This window comes from Dietzia sp. CQ4 (assembly GCF_014145125.1).
In the GTDB taxonomy this organism is placed as follows: domain Bacteria; phylum Actinomycetota; class Actinomycetes; order Mycobacteriales; family Mycobacteriaceae; genus Dietzia; species Dietzia natronolimnaea.
Genome location: NZ_JAALDZ010000051.1, coordinates 1 through 14,351 on the forward strand (window position 1 = coordinate 1; position 14,351 = coordinate 14,351).

A 14,351-nucleotide genomic window follows, 5' to 3' on the forward strand; every position below is an offset into this window, starting at 1 on the left:
ACACCCAGGCGGGCGGCACCCGGGCCGGCGACACCCAGGCGGGCCGCGACCAACTGGGGAGGATCGGTCTGTGGACGGGCTCCCTGGAGGGCGTGCCGCCGGCCGGGATCCCGGATCTGCTCGGCGAACTCGAGGAGCAGGGCTGGGGGTCGCTGTGGTTCGGCGAGGCCGTCGGGCGCGAGGCGTTCACCGCCGCGCAGCTCTACCTCGGGGCCACCCGCCGCATGGCCATCGGTACGGGCATCGCCAACATCTACGGTCGGGACGCCTCGGCGGCGGGGGCGGCCGCGCGCACCATCGAGGCCACGCACCCCGGCCGGTTCGTCCTGGGCCTGGGCGTGTCCCACGCCCCGCTGGTCGAACGGCACCGCGGGCACAACTACGGACGCCCGCTGTCGGCGATGCGCGAGTACCTCGACGCGCTCGACCGGACCCAGCCCATGGCGGCGGGGGAGGACACCATGCCGCCGGTGGTCCTGGCCGCCCTCGGCCCCAAGATGCTCGAGTTGTCCCGGGACCGGACCGCCGGCGCGCACCCGTATCTGACCCTCCCCGAGCACACGGCGCGGGCGCGCGAGATCCTCGGTGGAACCGGGGAGGACGGACCGGCCCTGGTCGTGGAACACGCCGCGGTGGTCGCCGCCGGCGTGGAGGACGACGACGAGCTGTGGCGGTCGCGGGCCCGGGACCACCTGAACATCTACACCGGGCTGCCCAACTACCGGAACTCCTGGACCCGCCAGGGTTTCGACGAGTCCGACTACGTCCGAGGCGGCAGCGACCGCCTCCAGTCGGCCATGGTGACCCGGGGGGTCGAGGCCACCCGGGCGCGGGTACAGGAACACCTGGACGCGGGCGCCTCGACGGTGCTCGTGCAGGTGCTCGGGGAGAACATCCTGGTCCCGCCGGTCGAGGACTGGCGGCACGCGCACGAGGGGCTCCTGGGCTGACCGCGCCCGGGCCGGGGTCAGCCGGTGTAGGCGACGGTGTCGACGACGATCGGTCCCGCCACGGCTCCACCGGTGGTGGTGAGCCGGTATTCGACCCGACCGGATCCGGTCGGGATGATCGCGTCGTACGGGTGCGCGATGGGGTCCGGGACTCCCAGGGAGATGCGCGGGTGGGGGATCTGCGCGACCTTCTGCCCACTCGTGCCGGTGTCCAGGTTGCGCCAGGAGAGCGTGGCGGTCAGGGCGCACGGACCCACGCCGACAACCGCGAAGGCCCAGCTCACACTCGCCGACCCGGGATAGCCATCACCTCGCAGTGAGGTGGACACGGCACCGGCGCACGCACCGGTGGGAGATCCGCCCCAGGCGACCAGACGGTTCGGGGCGGGCAGGAGTTGTGCGAGGGCCTCGGAGGAATCCTGTGCGTTCGCGGTGGCCGGTGCAGCGAGGGCGGCGGCCAGCGCGACGGCCGTGGCGGCGAGGGTCGCGGTCACGGTAGCGGTGGGTCGGCGGGTGTCCCGCCGGGTCGTGCCGGTGGTGTTCACCTCCCCCATGCTGGCACCGGGTGAGGTGGACCACAAGGGTCCGGGGTCGACAGCGAACGCGTTCGACACCTGTCTGTAGTGTCCGACTAAAGGGTTTCCGAGAGGACACATCAATGGGCGGCAGGACGCGGGGCGGGGACGCCGTTCGGGCGGAGCAGAACGGGCTGATCGTCGTCCTGGCCTTCGGCGGGATCGTCATGTCCCTCACCCAGACCCTGGTGATCCCGCTGCTGGGGATGCTGCCCGCCATCCTCGGCACCTCGGCGACCAACGCCGCGTGGGTCGTCACCGTGACCCTGCTCGCCGGAGCGGTGGCCGGCCCCGTGATGGGCCGCCTCGGCGACCTCTATCCCAAGAAGAACGTCCTGATCGGCGTCACCGCGGTGATGGTCGTCGGCTCCGTCCTCTGCGCCCTGTCCACCTCGCTGTGGCCGATGCTCATCGGGCGGGCGCTGCAGGGCGTGGGGATCGGCGTGATCCCGATCGGCATCGCGACGATGCGCGAGGTGCTGCCCGCCGTCCGACTCGGCCCGGCGATCGCCCTCATGAGCTCCTCGTTGGGGGTCGGTGGTGCGCTCGGGCTCCCGGCAGCCGCGGCGCTGGCCCAATACGGCTCCTGGCAGTGGATGTTCTGGGGTACGGCGGTGCTCGGCGTGGGGATCATCGTCATGATGGCCCTGCGTATCCGGTCGCTCCCGGCCGCCAAACCCGACGGGACCCTGGACCCGATCGGAGCCGTGGGACTCGCGGTGGGTCTGATCTCGCTCCTGCTGGCGGTGTCGAAGGGCGCGGACTGGGGCTGGCTCTCGGCGTTGACCCTCGGGCTGTTCGCGCTGGCTGCCGTCGCGTTTCCCGTGTGGGGCTGGTGGGTGCTGCGTCACCCGTCCCCGCTCATCGACCTGAGGGTGGCGGCTCGCCGACCGGTCCTGTTGACCAACATCGCCTCGATCCTCGTGGGCATGGGTCTGTACGCGCAGCTGCTCGTCATCCCCCAGATACTCCAGCTCCCGGTGGCCACCGGCCACGGGCTGGGGCAGTCGATGGTCGCCATGGGGCTGTGGATCGCGCCCGGCGGGTTGGCCATGATGGCCGTCTCCCCGATCAGCGGACGACTCATCACCACACGGGGTCCCAAGCCCACGCTCATCCTGGGATCGCTGGTCATCGCATCGGGGTACGCCTCCGCCATGTTCCTCATGGGCTCGACGTGGGGCGTCATGATCGCGGCCGTCATCACCAGCTCCGGCGTGGGTCTGGCCTACGGTGCCATGCCCGCCCTCATCATGTCGTCGGTGCCGCACTCCGAGATGGGGTCCGCCAACAGCGTCAACACCCTCATGCGGTCGATCGGCACCACCACGGCCGCGGCGGTACTCGGGGTGATCCTCACGCAGATGTCCGTGGACTTCGGGGGGTTGTTCGTGCCCACCGAGACCGGTTTCCGCGTGGGCCTGTTGCTCGGGTGCGGGGTCGCTCTGGCGGCTGCCGCGGTCGCCGCCATGATCCCGCCCCCGTGGGAGACGGAGGACTGACCCACGGCACCTCGGGACGCACCCCCCCGAGGCGTTGCAGGATCGTTACCTGATCCGCATATGTGTTCGATATAATCGAACACAGGAGCGATTCAGGTGAGGAGTAGCGATGATCTGCAGTGGCAGTGCGGCCGATGGCGTGGCCGCCGAGCTCCTCGCCTCAGAGGTGCTGTTCGCCGAGAATCGCGCGGCCGCCGCGAGATGCCGGGGTGTCCATGCCCTCGTCGAGCACCACGAACGGCAGCTCGAGGCGCGACTGCAGGAGATGGGCCCGGGGGAGCCTGACTGGTCCAGGCTCGACCCTATCGATCACACCTGCCAGTCTCTGGTCGCCACGACCGGTGTGACCTACTCGCGGGCGAGTGACGTGGTCGGGTTGGCCGTGGACGTGCACGCCTGGGCCCCCGCGGTTCTGGATGCGATGGAATCGGGGCTGTTGTGCGAGCGCATCGCGATGCTGCTGTGTAGCCGGATCAGGGACGTGGACCCCTCCCTCAGCCACGAGGTGCAGGCCGCTGTCGTCGAGGACTATCTCAAGCGACTCCATAGGGGGGAGCGGCCCAACCGGAGGACGATCTCCCGGCACGCGGACAACGTCGTCGCGAAGATCGACCCGGAGGGCGAGGCCGAGCGCCGCCGTGACGCCGCCTTCGGTCGGGGCGTGCGATTTCGCAGAGAAGACCGCGGGATGTGCACCATGACAGCCCGTCTGCCCGCAGCTGCGGGGGCGGTTCTCGCGGAGCGAATCGACGCCTTCGCGGGAAAAGCGGCGCCAGGTGACCGCCGCACCCTCGCGCAGCGGCGCGCCGACGCGTTGGTGGCGATGGCCACCGGTGACCATGTCGTTGTGGACCCCGACGGCGGGTATCGCGGCACATCCGCCGCAGGATCTGCGGACCCGACGCCGGCTTCAGCCCGCGGCTCGGACGCGGCTCGGGGCGAGGGAAACGGCGCGCGCACGGGCGAGGCCGCCGGCAGCGGGGCCGGTGATGGTGCCCCTGCTGCTGCTGCTGCTGCTGAGGCGGGGCAGCGGGGTGCCGATGGAGCGGACGACCCCGTGCACGCACCGGTGAACGTCTCGCCGCTACTGCGTCCGCGTGTGACCGTGATCGCCAACGGAGTCGGAGCGCCTCAACTAGAGTTCGCCAGAACGGGAGAAGCAGCGCTCGAGACCCTGACCCGTCTGCTCGAGTCCGCGAAGGGCGCGACCTTCGAGCTCGTGGACACTCGACCCGGAACCCACGATGGCGGTGAGAGTGCCTATCGCTATCGGATTCCTCCAGACCTGGCGCGACGGGTCCGAATGAGAGACGGGACCTGTCGGCATCCCGGTTGCGCGGTGCCGGCGGAATCCTGCGACATAGATCATATTGTCCCCTTCAACCACTCCGATCCCTCGAGTGGCGGGCTGACCATCGAGAAGAACCTGATGTGCATGTGTCGGCGGCATCACCGGTACAAGACCTTCTCCGACGCCCACTATGAGTACCTCGACGGCGGGCGGATCAAGATCCGATTCGGCAGACATGTCCTGACCACAACTCCTACAGGCCCGCTGGCGCGGGCCCGCGGGTTCGTGACCGCCCCGGTGTCCCCGCGTCCCAACCGGCCACCCGGGAGGTCGCCGGGCGCCAGCTCCGAGGATGGCCCCGAGCGCAGCAGGCGGCGCGGCGATCACGACGACGACCCGCCCCCGTTCTGACGGGGGCCGGACCCCAGATCCCGGATCCCGGACCCCGCGCCCCGGGCGCTCTCTCTGCTATTGGTTCTGCCGCCGGCTCAACTCTGCGCGCGGGCGATGATCTCCTCGGCGAGCTCAGCTGGGCGTTCCTCGGGTATCCAGTGGCTCGCACCGGACATCTCCACGAAGCGGTAGTCGGCGTCCACGTAGTGGGCGGTCCGCTCGGCGCCACCGCGGCCGAGTGCCGGGTCGTGATCGCTCCAGACGAAGGTCGTGGGCACGCGGACACGGGCGGTCGCCTTCCCGGGTGAGGCGAAGGGCAGCGCGCGGTACCACCCCAGTCCACCGGGAACGGCGCCGTCGGCGACCATCTCGCTGCGGTAGCGGGCGATCATCTCCGGCGTCATGCCCATCGTGGCGAGAGCGCGTTCCGCCGGGCCTCCGTCCGAAGTGAGCACCCGCTCGGGAACCCGCGGCAACTGGAAGAACCCGATGTACCAGGAGCGCAGCAGCTGGTCGGAGACGATCATCGCGCGGCGGAAGGCCGCCAGGTGGGGCACCGACACCGCGGTGAGCGACCGGACCCGGTCGGGATGCGCGGCGGCCACACCCCACGCCACGGCCGCGCCCCAGTCGTGGCCGACGACGTGGGCGGCGGGCAGGTTCGCGCTGTCGAGCAGGGCGAGGACGTCGCCCACCAACTCGGACAGTCGATATGCCCGCCGACCCCTGGGGCGGGCGGTGGAGCAGTAGCCACGCTGGTCCAGGACCAGCGTGCGGAACCCGGCCGCGTGGAGGAGGGGCGCCACCGCGTCCCAGCTGCTCGTGCGCTGCGGGAATCCGTGGAGGAGCACCACGACCTCGCCGTCGGCCGGGCCGGAGTCGATGGCCCGGAAACGGAGGCGGCCGCGGGAGAACGTGATCTCCGCGGGCCGCGGCGGCTCGGAACCCACCGGCTCGGAACCCAGCGGTTCAGAGCTCAGCGGCTCGGAACCCAGCGATTCAGAATTCAGCGGAGTCTGGCCTGGGACGGTCGGATCAGCCACGGACGTATCCTCTCCGGACGGCCCGCTCGAGGATGCCCAGGGTCGCTTTGAGTGCGGACGCGTCCAGCACCGGCAGGATGCCGGAATCGCGCCACTTGGGATGGGCGTCGGACCAGTCGTAGTAGCTCACGACCTCTGTCAGCGGCCCGTCGAGGTCCCCGGCGCTGCCTCCGCCTCCGCCTCCGCCTCCGTCCGCGGTCCCGCTGCCGAGCTGCGTCAGGCGATACCCGTAGGTGTGACCGATCGGCGGCTTGATCCGGCCGTCGATGGTCCAGGCGATCTCCTCACCCGGCACGAACCGGGTGATGATGACGGTCACGTCGTACCGGCCGAGGTCGTAGTCGCCGAGCGATTCCCGGTCCATGTGCACGACGAACCGGTCGCCCGAGGCCGTGACCGTCGAGCCCTCGGCCGACTGGAGCATCCCCGAGGAGTCGATGGCCACGTGACCGTCGGGGTCGCAGAGCACGGCGAACACCCGGTCCGCCGGCGCCGCGATGACCCGCCTGGCCTCGAGGCGTGTCCCGGGGGCGGCGTCGTCGGCCCCGGACGAGCTGGTCGATTCGCTGTCCGTCATGCCGTTGACGCTACCCCCGGGTATCAGCGCGGCGCTGCCATCAGCACCGCTCCGGCCTCACATCCGTGCCGCACTCAGATCCGTGCAGCCTTCAGATCTGTGCCGCCTTCAGATCCGTGCGGGATCCGGCCGGTCCCACGCACGGTGGGTCGCCAGCAGCGGCTTGAGCGCGGGCAGGACTCCCGCCGCCTCGTCCACCACCACGACACCGGGGGTGTCGGCGGTCAGCCCGAAGTCGACGAACTGGTCGACGGGCGCGAGCGAGGCGATCGCCTTCTTGTGGCGGAACATCTCGCTGATCAGCACGTCCGTGTTCGCGTCGGCGGGCAGGTCCACCACGACCAGGGCGTCGAACTCGATGGACCGCTGGGTGCGGTAGGTGCGGGAGACCGTGACCGTCTCGGCATCGTCCGCATCGCTTCCACCGAGCGTGCCGCCGGTCGGGGCGATGACCAGCGGGACCATGTCGTCGTCGAACACCGCCTGCTCCAGTGCCTTGACCGCGGCGACGTCGGAGGCCTCGGTGACGAGGATCCCGATGAGGCGCCCGTCGGAGGGCCACTCGCGGCCGATCTGGGACAGCGCGGGGCTGGTGACGACCTCGGCCGTGGGGACCCTGGCGGGCGCGGGGAGACCGAGACCGGTGGCGACGGTGACGGCGAGGTCGTGGTCGATCCGGGCCAGCTGCTCGACCTGCCGGGTCTTGATGTTCTCCTCGTAGCACTTGCCCAGCTCGAAGGTGTACGCGCCGGCGATGTGCTCCTTCTCGACCTCGGTCATGCTGTTGTAGAACAGGGTCGCCTGCGAGTAGTGGTCGTCGAAGGTGGCCGGCGCGTCCCGGACCACCTGCGCGTCGGCGATGTGCTGCGCCACCTCGACCAGGGCACCGTCGTCGGCGCCGGCCAGGAACGGGCACCCGCCGTCGAGGCTGTTGGGCTTGTACGGCGCGACCCCCACGTGGTCGGCGGTCTGGTGCATACCGTCCCGCAGCATGTCGTTGACCGGGGCGTGCGGGCGGTTGATCGGCAGCTGCCCGAAGTTCGGTCCACCCAGCCGCGAGATCTGGGTGTCGAGGTAGGAGAACAGCCGGCCCTGGAGGAGCGGGTCGTTGGTCACGTCGATCCCGGGCACGAGGTGGCCCGGGTGGAACGCGATCTGCTCCGTCTCCGCGAAGTAGTTCTTGGGGTTGGCGTTGAGCGTCATGGTGCCGATCACCTGGACCGGCGCGAGCTCCTCCGGGACGAACTTGGTCGGGTCGAGCAGGTCGATGCCGTGGAACATCTCGCTCACCCCGTCGGAGTCCACCGTGTCCGGGAAGACCTGGATGCCCAGGTCCCACTTGGGGAACGCGCCGGCCTCGATGGCATCGGCGAGATCGCGGCGGTGCAGGTCCGGATCCATGCCGGCCGCGATCTGGGCCTCCTCCCACACCAGCGAGTGCACGCCGAGGTGAGGCTTCCAGTGGAACTTGACCAGGTTCGTCTCGCCGGCGGCGTTGATCAGCCGGAAGGTGTGGACGCCGAAGCCCTCCATCATCCGGTAGGAGCGGGGGATGCCGCGGTCGGACATGTTCCACATCGCGTGCGCCTGGCCTTCGGTGTGGAGCGAGACGAAGTCCCAGAACGTGTCGTGTGCGCTCTGGGCCTGCGGGATCTCACGGTCCGGGTGCGGCTTGCCGGCGTGGATGACGTCCGGGAACTTGATGGCGTCCTGGATGAAGAACACCGGGATGTTGTTGCCGACCAGGTCCCAGGTCCCTTCCTCGGAGTAGAACTTGGTGGCGAACCCGCGGGTGTCCCGCACGGTGTCGGCGGAACCGCGTGACCCGAGGACGGTGGAGAATCGGACGAAGACCTCGGTCTGCGCACCCTCCGTGAACACTCCGGCGCGGCACACGCTCGCCGCCGCGCCGTTGGCCTCGAAGACCCCGTGGGCGCCGGCGCCGCGGGCGTGGACGACGCGCTCCGGGATCCGCTCGTGGTCGAAGTGGGTGATCTTCTCCCTCAGGTGGTGATCCTGCAGCAGGGTCGGGCCGCGGCGCCCCGCCTTCTGGGAGTGATCGGTCTCGGACAGTCGCGCGCCCTGCGCGGTGGTGAGGAACTCGCCCTGCTGGCGGGCGGCGTCCTCGGTATCGGCGGACTCGGCACCGGTGGGGCTGAACGGCGTGGCACCCTTCTGGTCCGGCTTGGGGGGCAGGGGGCCGGTCGGCTCGGTGGGCTCCTCGAGCGACGGGGGCTTGGGGGCCGGGACGCCGGGTACGACGTCTCCACCACCGATGACCTCGTCGGCGAGCTTGCCGGCGGCGTCGGCGACCTTCTTGGCCGCGGCGCCGGCCGTCTTGGATGCAGCGGACTTCTTGTCGGACATGTGACTCCTCCGATGGGTTGGGTGTGAGTTCACGCGTGTCACACCGACTGTCCCACCCCGCGCGCACTTCGCAACCAGTCGCGGACCTGCCGGAACAGGAGTACTGTGCCGCGCGAACCCGACGTCGTCGGAGGTCAGCGCGCCTATGGTTGTCCCATGACGACCCACGGTGAGGACGCCGGCACCGCCGCGATCCCCCGATCCCATCTCCCGTATCCGGTGGTCCTGGCCGCGGCCTGGGCGGCCTGCCTGCTGCTGATCGCCGGAGGCGGGTGGATCCTCGGCCAGGCCATCGGCCGACTGTCGGTGATCCTGGCGCCACTCGCGATCGCGGTGTTGCTCGCCGCCATGCTCCGGCCGCTGGTGGACCGCGTGCCCCGGCGGGTCCCGCGGGCGCTGGCGGCGCTCGTCGTCGTCCTCGGGGTCCTGGCGCTGGTGGTGGGCGCGCTGGCGCTGGTCACCACCCAGCTCGCGACCGGGGTCCCGGAGATGAGGGAGAAACTCGGCAGCGGCGTCGACACCGCCCTGCAGTGGTTGGAGGACGGCCCGCTCCACCTCACCGCCGACCGGCTCCAGGAGGCCGTCGCGCAGGTCCGCGCCTGGATCGAGTCCCACTCCGAGGCGGTGGCCGCGGGCGCGGTCCAGTTCGGGCACACGGCCGTCGACGCGGTGGCCGGTCTGCTCATCTGCCTGGTGGCCCTGTTCTTCTTCCTCTACCAGGGGGAGAAGCTGTGGGCGTTCTTCGTCGGGTGGTTCCCCCGCGCGAGCCGCCTCAACGTCGACCGCGCGCTGCGACAGGGCTGGGGCAGCCTCGGCGCCTACACCCGGACGCAGCTGACCGTGGCCGCGATCAACGCCACCGGGGTGGGACTCGGTGCGCTGGTGCTGCGCGTGCCCTTCGTGATCCCCATCGTGGTGGTGGTGTTCCTCGCGTCGTTCGTCCCCATCGTGGGCACGCTCGTCGCGGGGCTGATCCCGACCGCGCTGGCGCTGGTGGACCGGGGACCGGTGATCGCCATCGCGATGCTGGCTATCGTCCTGGTGGTCCACCAGGTGGAGTCGCACCTGCTGCAGCCCGTCCTCATGGGTCACGCGGTGGCCCTCCACCCGCTGGCCGTGATCGTGGTGGTGGCCTCGGGGACCTACCTGTTCGGCGTCGTGGGAGCGCTGTTCGCCGTGCCCGTCACCGCCATGGTGAACACCGTGGTGAGATACCTGGCCGGAGGGACGGACGGGGACGTGGACCGGGAACCCGGCGAGGCGCCGGGACTGGTGCCCGACCGCGCCGTGGTCTCCGGGCCCGACGACGACGAGAGGTCCGGACCGGATGACGACGAGCCCGCGTCACCCGGCGGCGACCCCGCCACCCGCTGACCCACCACCCAACCGAGAGGAACCGATGACCTTCAGCATGGAACCGACCGACGAGCAGCGCGAGCTGCAGGACTGGGCCCACGCCTTCGCCGAGGAGGTCATCCGGCCAGCCGCCCGCGAGTGGGACGAGCGCGAGGAGACGCCCTGGCCGATCATTCAGGAGGCCGCCAAGATCGGGCTGTACGGCTACGAGATCATGGCCACGCTGCGGCAGGACGACACCGGTCAGTCCTATCCGATCCTGTGCGAGGAGCTGTTCTGGGGCGACGCGGGGATCGGCTTGTCCATCATGGGCACCGGACTGGCCGCGGCGGGCATCGCCTCGGCCGGGACCACGGACCAGATCATCGAGTGGGTGCCCCGCTGCTACGGCACCGAAGCCGAACCGGCGGTCGGCGGGTTCTGCTCGTCCGAGCCGGAGGCCGGGAGCGACGTGGGCAACATGCGCACCCGGGCCCGTTACGACGAGGCCACCGACGAGTGGGTGATCTCCGGGCAGAAGGCCTGGGTGACCAACGGCGGGGTGGCCTCGGTCCTCGTGGTGCAGGCGGTGGTGGACCCGGAGCTCGGTTCCCGCGGCCAGGCCGCCTTCGTCATGGAGGCCGGGACCCCCGGGATCCAGGCCGGACCCCGACTCAAGAAGCACGGCCTGCGCGCGTCGGCGACCGCCGACGTCTTCTTCGACGACGTCCGGGTGCCGGGCTCGGCGCTGCTGGGCGGCAAGGAGAAGCTCGACGAGAAGCTGGCCCGCGCCCGGGAGGGCGAGCGGACCGGGGGCCAGGCCGCCATGGCGACGTTCGAACGGACCCGACCCACCGTGGGCGCGATGGCCGTGGGCATCGCGCGGGCGGCACACGAATACGCGCTTGAGTACGCCAAGGGGCGGGTGGTGTTCGGCCGCCCGATCATCGAGAACCAGGCCATCTCGTTCCTGCTCGCGGACATGGCGGTGGAGATCGACGCCTCGCGACTGCTGGTGCGCCGGGCCGCGTGGTTGGGCGCGACGCGGCAACCCATGGCTCGGGCCGAGGGGTCGATGTCCAAGCTCAAGGCCGGCCGTACCGCCGTGTGGGCCACCGAGCGTGCCATCCAGATCCTCGGCGGTGTGGGGTACACCCGCGAGTACCCGGTCGAGCGGATGCACCGCGACGCCAAGATCTACGACATCTTCGAGGGCACCGAACAGATCCAACAGCTGGTGATCGCCCGTGCGATCTCCGGACTGCGTTTGCCGTGACGGCCGTCGAGGTGGTGCGGGCGAGCGTGGTCCGCGCCCCGCGCGACGAGGTGTGGGCGCGCGTGGTCACCGCGGACGGGGTCAGTGACGAGTTCCGGCCTCTGCTGCGGATGCGCTTCCCGGCGCGACTGGCGGGGGCCTCCATCGCGGACGTGCCGCTGGGCCGGCCGATCGGGCGCGCGTGGATCCTGCTCGGCGGGGTCATCCCGGTGGAGTACGACGACCTGGTCCTGGTCGACCTGGAGGCTCCCCGGTTCTTCCAGGAGCGTTCGGAGCTCGGGTCGTGTCGGGTGTGGGAGCACCGCCGAGAGCTCGAATCGCTGGCCGACGGCTCCACCCGCGTCACCGACACCCTGCGGGCCGTACCGCGTGCGCTGGTGCCCGGATCGGTCGTCCGTGTGGTGGTCGGGGCACTGTTCGCCCACCGGCACCGGCGGCTCGCGCGGGAGTTCGGATGAGCGTCCGGGCCGGATGTGATAGAGAGAACTGCTCCCCGGGCCCCTGATGGCGCACAATGGGTCGAGGTGCTCCTTGCGACGAGGTACGGCGCGGAGACCGTCCCCGAGGGGGAATGCGACATGCAGAACAGCGATGTGCACAAGACCGAGATACAGCGGACAAGGCTCCACGGACGCGAGCTGGCGTACCGCGAGGCGGGAGCCGGCGAGGGCAAGCCGACGCTGCTCCTCATCCACGGCATGGCGGGCAGTTCCGTCACCTGGCGGGAATTGATCCCGCGCCTGGAATCGAGGTTCCACATCATCGCCCCCGACCTGCCGGGCCACGGGGAGAGCTCCCTCGACTTCGACGACTACTCGCTCGGGGCGATGGCCTCCGCCCTGCGCGACCTGCTGGTGGTCAAGGGCATCAGGCGGTGCACGGTGATCGGCCAGTCCCTCGGTGGCGGCGTGGCCCTGCAGTTCGTCTACCAGTACCCCGACTTCTGCGAGCGCATCGCGCTGATCGGCAGCGGCGGCCTGGGCAAGGAGGTCAACTGGATCCTGCGCCTGCTCGCGGTCCCGGGAGCCGAGCTCCTGCTGACCGCGGGTGCGGCCCCGTTCCTGGTGTCCGCCGGGGACAAGGCCCGCGGGTTCCTCACCGGCAGGGGAGTCCGCGCGATCGCGCTCGAGGAGCCGTGGGCGGCGTACGAGTCGCTCGGCAGGCCCGGGCACCGTCGCACGTTCTTCAAGACCCTCCGCGCGGTCGTGGACAACAAGGGGCAGGCCGTCTCCGCCAGCAACAGGCTCTATCTGGCGGCGCAGTTGCCCTTCCAGCTGATCTGGGGCGACCGCGACCCGATCATCCCCGTCTCGCACGGGCACACCACCCACGAGGCGATCCCGGGCAGCCGGCTCGCGATCGTCGAGGGCACCGGGCATTATCCGCACGTCGAGGATCCCGCCGCGGTCGAGCGGATCCTCGTCGACTTCATGGAGTCGACCGAGCCCGGCCACATCGACCACCAGCTCCTCGGTGAGCTCGTGACCGCGGGCGGCGACGAGGCCCGATAGGGGACCGCCGATCCGACAGGGCCCGGCTGGAGATGACGGCGGCCCCGGCCCCGTCGTGGGGGCCGGGGCCGGCTCGGGTCTGTCAGGCGTCGGTCTCGACCGTGTCGCCGCCCGTCGCGACGTCGTCGCCGGTGGCGTCGTCGGCAGCGGTGTCCTCCGAAGCGGTGTCGTCGCCGTCGGTCTCGGTGCCGTCGGTGTCACCGTCCCCCGGGATCTCGGCGTCGATGCCACGGAGGATGTCGATCGCGCCCGCGATGTCGCCGGTCATCGCGGTGGAGATGGCCAGGTCGGCGTTCGCCTCGCACTCCTCGCCCGACAGTCCGGGCGCGACGCCGCCGACGGAACCGAGGAAGTCGTACGCGGAGATCGTGCCGCAGAGCTGCTGCGCGATGTCCGAGACCTCGGCGGGGGTCTCGGCGCCGTCGATGTCCGTCTCGACGGTCGTGGGGGCGCCGACCGACCCGCTGTCGAGCCCGGGGAGATCGCTCTGGGCGGCGGCCAGTCCCGCACCGGAGAAGGACAGGGCGGCAGCGGAACCGATGATCGCGATGGTCTTCTTCATGGTGGTCACCTTTCGTTCGGGCGCCGGGGTCTCCCGGAGACACGGCGGTCACCGTAACGGCGACAGTGCCAGCGTGCTGTGACCGCGATCACTCCCCGTCGGAGCCCGGTCGGTGGAATGTCGTGATGCGCTGGAGCGACGGCGCCCGGACAAATTCTTCTTCATCTCGCGGAGTGTTTGCCGCGTCGACGCTCTCCGGGGATGCTTGTCCCATGAGTGGAACCGCCGAGATCTATGACGCCGTCCTCAGCCCGGGCAAACTCGAGTTGCTCCGGGCGTGGATCCGCCACCAGTCGTGGTTCGACGGTGACCCGGCGCGGCTGGAGCAGGTGACCGCCTACCGGTTCGTCGACCCCGACGGCGAGGTGGGCATGGAGGCCTTCCTCGTCTCGGACGGTGCGCGCACGTTCCACGTCCCCGTGACCTACCGGGGGGCGGAGCTCCCGGGGGCGCAGGACGCACTGGTCGGGACGCTCGAACACTCTGTCCTCGGTCGTCGCTGGGTGTACGACGCGCCGGCGGACCCCGTGTACGTGACCGAGGTGCGGCGGGTCGTCAGTCACCGCGACACCGCCGCCGACCATCTGGCGGTGGAGGACGGCACGGTCACCCCGTCGCCCGTCAACGTGCGGGGCGGTGGGGACGGGGCGACGGGCGACAGCGACGCCGATGCCGCGCCTCAGGTGATCCGGGTGATCTCGGAGGAGAACGACGCCGAGGCTGACCGCCCCCTGATCGGCTCGCCGGGCACGCTCAGCGGGACCTGGGAGGACGCCGACGGCTCGCATTCCGCGGTCTTCGTCGTCGTCTCCTAAGACCTGGCGGCTAGGACCTGGCGGCTAGGACCTGGCGGCTAGGGCCTGGCGGCTAGGACCTGGCAGCCAGGGCCTGGCGGCGCAGTTCCCGCCGCGTCACTCCGGCGCAGACAATGCCGCCCCCCACCTCGTCGGAGGTGGGGGGCGGCGTCGT

General features: G+C 70.8%; 13 protein-coding genes. 8 read left to right on the plus strand and 5 right to left on the minus strand.

Features of this window, described 5'->3' with window-relative positions:
* On the plus strand, positions 1–950 hold a 950-nt coding region (locus G6031_RS03810), incomplete at its 5' end, for a TIGR03620 family F420-dependent LLM class oxidoreductase (RefSeq protein ID WP_347238435.1).
* A 17-nt stretch (positions 951–967) separates the two neighbouring features.
* Here G6031_RS03810 and G6031_RS03815 read toward each other — a convergent pair.
* Complete coding sequence (locus G6031_RS03815; RefSeq protein ID WP_187702029.1) at positions 968–1,504, minus strand: hypothetical protein; 537 nt, start codon at positions 1,502–1,504, stop codon at positions 968–970.
* A gap of 104 nt (positions 1,505–1,608) precedes the next feature.
* On the opposite strand from G6031_RS03815, the gene G6031_RS03820 reads away from it, so the two are divergent.
* Together G6031_RS03820 and G6031_RS03825 are read left to right on the plus strand one after the other, a co-directional pair.
* Positions 1,609–3,027 (plus strand): MFS transporter, encoded by a 1,419-nt coding sequence (locus tag G6031_RS03820; RefSeq protein ID WP_182652493.1) that lies wholly within the window; start codon positions 1,609–1,611, stop codon positions 3,025–3,027.
* A 109-nt stretch (positions 3,028–3,136) separates the two neighbouring features.
* Positions 3,137–4,729 carry an HNH endonuclease signature motif containing protein gene (locus tag G6031_RS03825; protein WP_182652494.1) on the plus strand — a complete coding sequence of 531 codons (1,593 nt, stop codon included), beginning with the start codon at positions 3,137–3,139 and terminating at the stop codon, positions 4,727–4,729.
* Between the two features lie 77 nt (positions 4,730–4,806).
* Here the strand turns inward: G6031_RS03825 and G6031_RS03830 are convergent, their stop codons facing one another.
* The 3 genes from G6031_RS03830 to G6031_RS03840 all read right to left on the minus strand — a co-directional run bounded on the left by G6031_RS03830 (position 4,807) and on the right by G6031_RS03840 (position 8,698).
* The gene (locus G6031_RS03830) at positions 4,807–5,631 is read right to left on the minus strand and encodes an alpha/beta fold hydrolase (protein ID WP_347237775.1); all 825 of its coding nucleotides are present in this window, start codon (positions 5,629–5,631) and stop codon (positions 4,807–4,809) included.
* 115 nt (positions 5,632–5,746) lie between these two features.
* A complete protein-coding gene (locus G6031_RS03835) occupies positions 5,747–6,331 on the minus strand; it encodes a polyketide cyclase (protein WP_182652495.1) in 585 nt (194 codons plus the stop codon).
* Positions 6,332–6,439: 108 nt separating this feature from the next.
* Complete coding sequence (locus G6031_RS03840; protein ID WP_182652496.1) at positions 6,440–8,698, minus strand: catalase; 2,259 nt, start codon at positions 8,696–8,698, stop codon at positions 6,440–6,442.
* A 156-nt stretch (positions 8,699–8,854) separates the two neighbouring features.
* On the opposite strand from G6031_RS03840, the gene G6031_RS03845 reads away from it, so the two are divergent.
* The 4 genes from G6031_RS03845 (at position 8,855) to G6031_RS03860 (ending at position 12,820) form a co-directional block, all read left to right on the plus strand.
* Positions 8,855–10,072, plus strand: a complete 1,218-nt coding sequence (locus G6031_RS03845) for an AI-2E family transporter (RefSeq protein WP_182644027.1) — start codon at positions 8,855–8,857, stop codon at positions 10,070–10,072.
* A 25-nt stretch (positions 10,073–10,097) separates the two neighbouring features.
* Positions 10,098–11,309: an acyl-CoA dehydrogenase family protein gene (locus tag G6031_RS03850; protein WP_182652497.1), complete on the plus strand. Its 1,212-nt coding sequence runs from the start codon at positions 10,098–10,100 to the stop codon at positions 11,307–11,309.
* A complete protein-coding gene (locus G6031_RS03855) occupies positions 11,306–11,767 on the plus strand; it encodes a hypothetical protein (RefSeq protein ID WP_179524057.1) in 462 nt (153 codons plus the stop codon). The genes G6031_RS03850 and G6031_RS03855 overlap by 4 nt, the downstream gene beginning before the upstream one ends.
* A 120-nt stretch (positions 11,768–11,887) precedes the next feature.
* A complete protein-coding gene (locus G6031_RS03860) occupies positions 11,888–12,820 on the plus strand; it encodes an alpha/beta fold hydrolase (RefSeq protein WP_182652500.1) in 933 nt (310 codons plus the stop codon).
* Between the two features lie 82 nt (positions 12,821–12,902).
* On the opposite strand, the gene G6031_RS03865 is transcribed toward G6031_RS03860, so the two are convergent.
* Positions 12,903–13,382 (minus strand): hypothetical protein, encoded by a 480-nt coding sequence (locus G6031_RS03865; RefSeq protein WP_182644030.1) that lies wholly within the window; start codon positions 13,380–13,382, stop codon positions 12,903–12,905.
* Positions 13,383–13,594: 212 nt separating this feature from the next.
* On the opposite strand from G6031_RS03865, the gene G6031_RS03870 reads away from it, so the two are divergent.
* Positions 13,595–14,197 carry a hypothetical protein gene (locus tag G6031_RS03870; protein WP_182644031.1) on the plus strand — a complete coding sequence of 201 codons (603 nt, stop codon included), beginning with the start codon at positions 13,595–13,597 and terminating at the stop codon, positions 14,195–14,197.
* Positions 14,198–14,351: the final 154 nt, after the last annotated feature.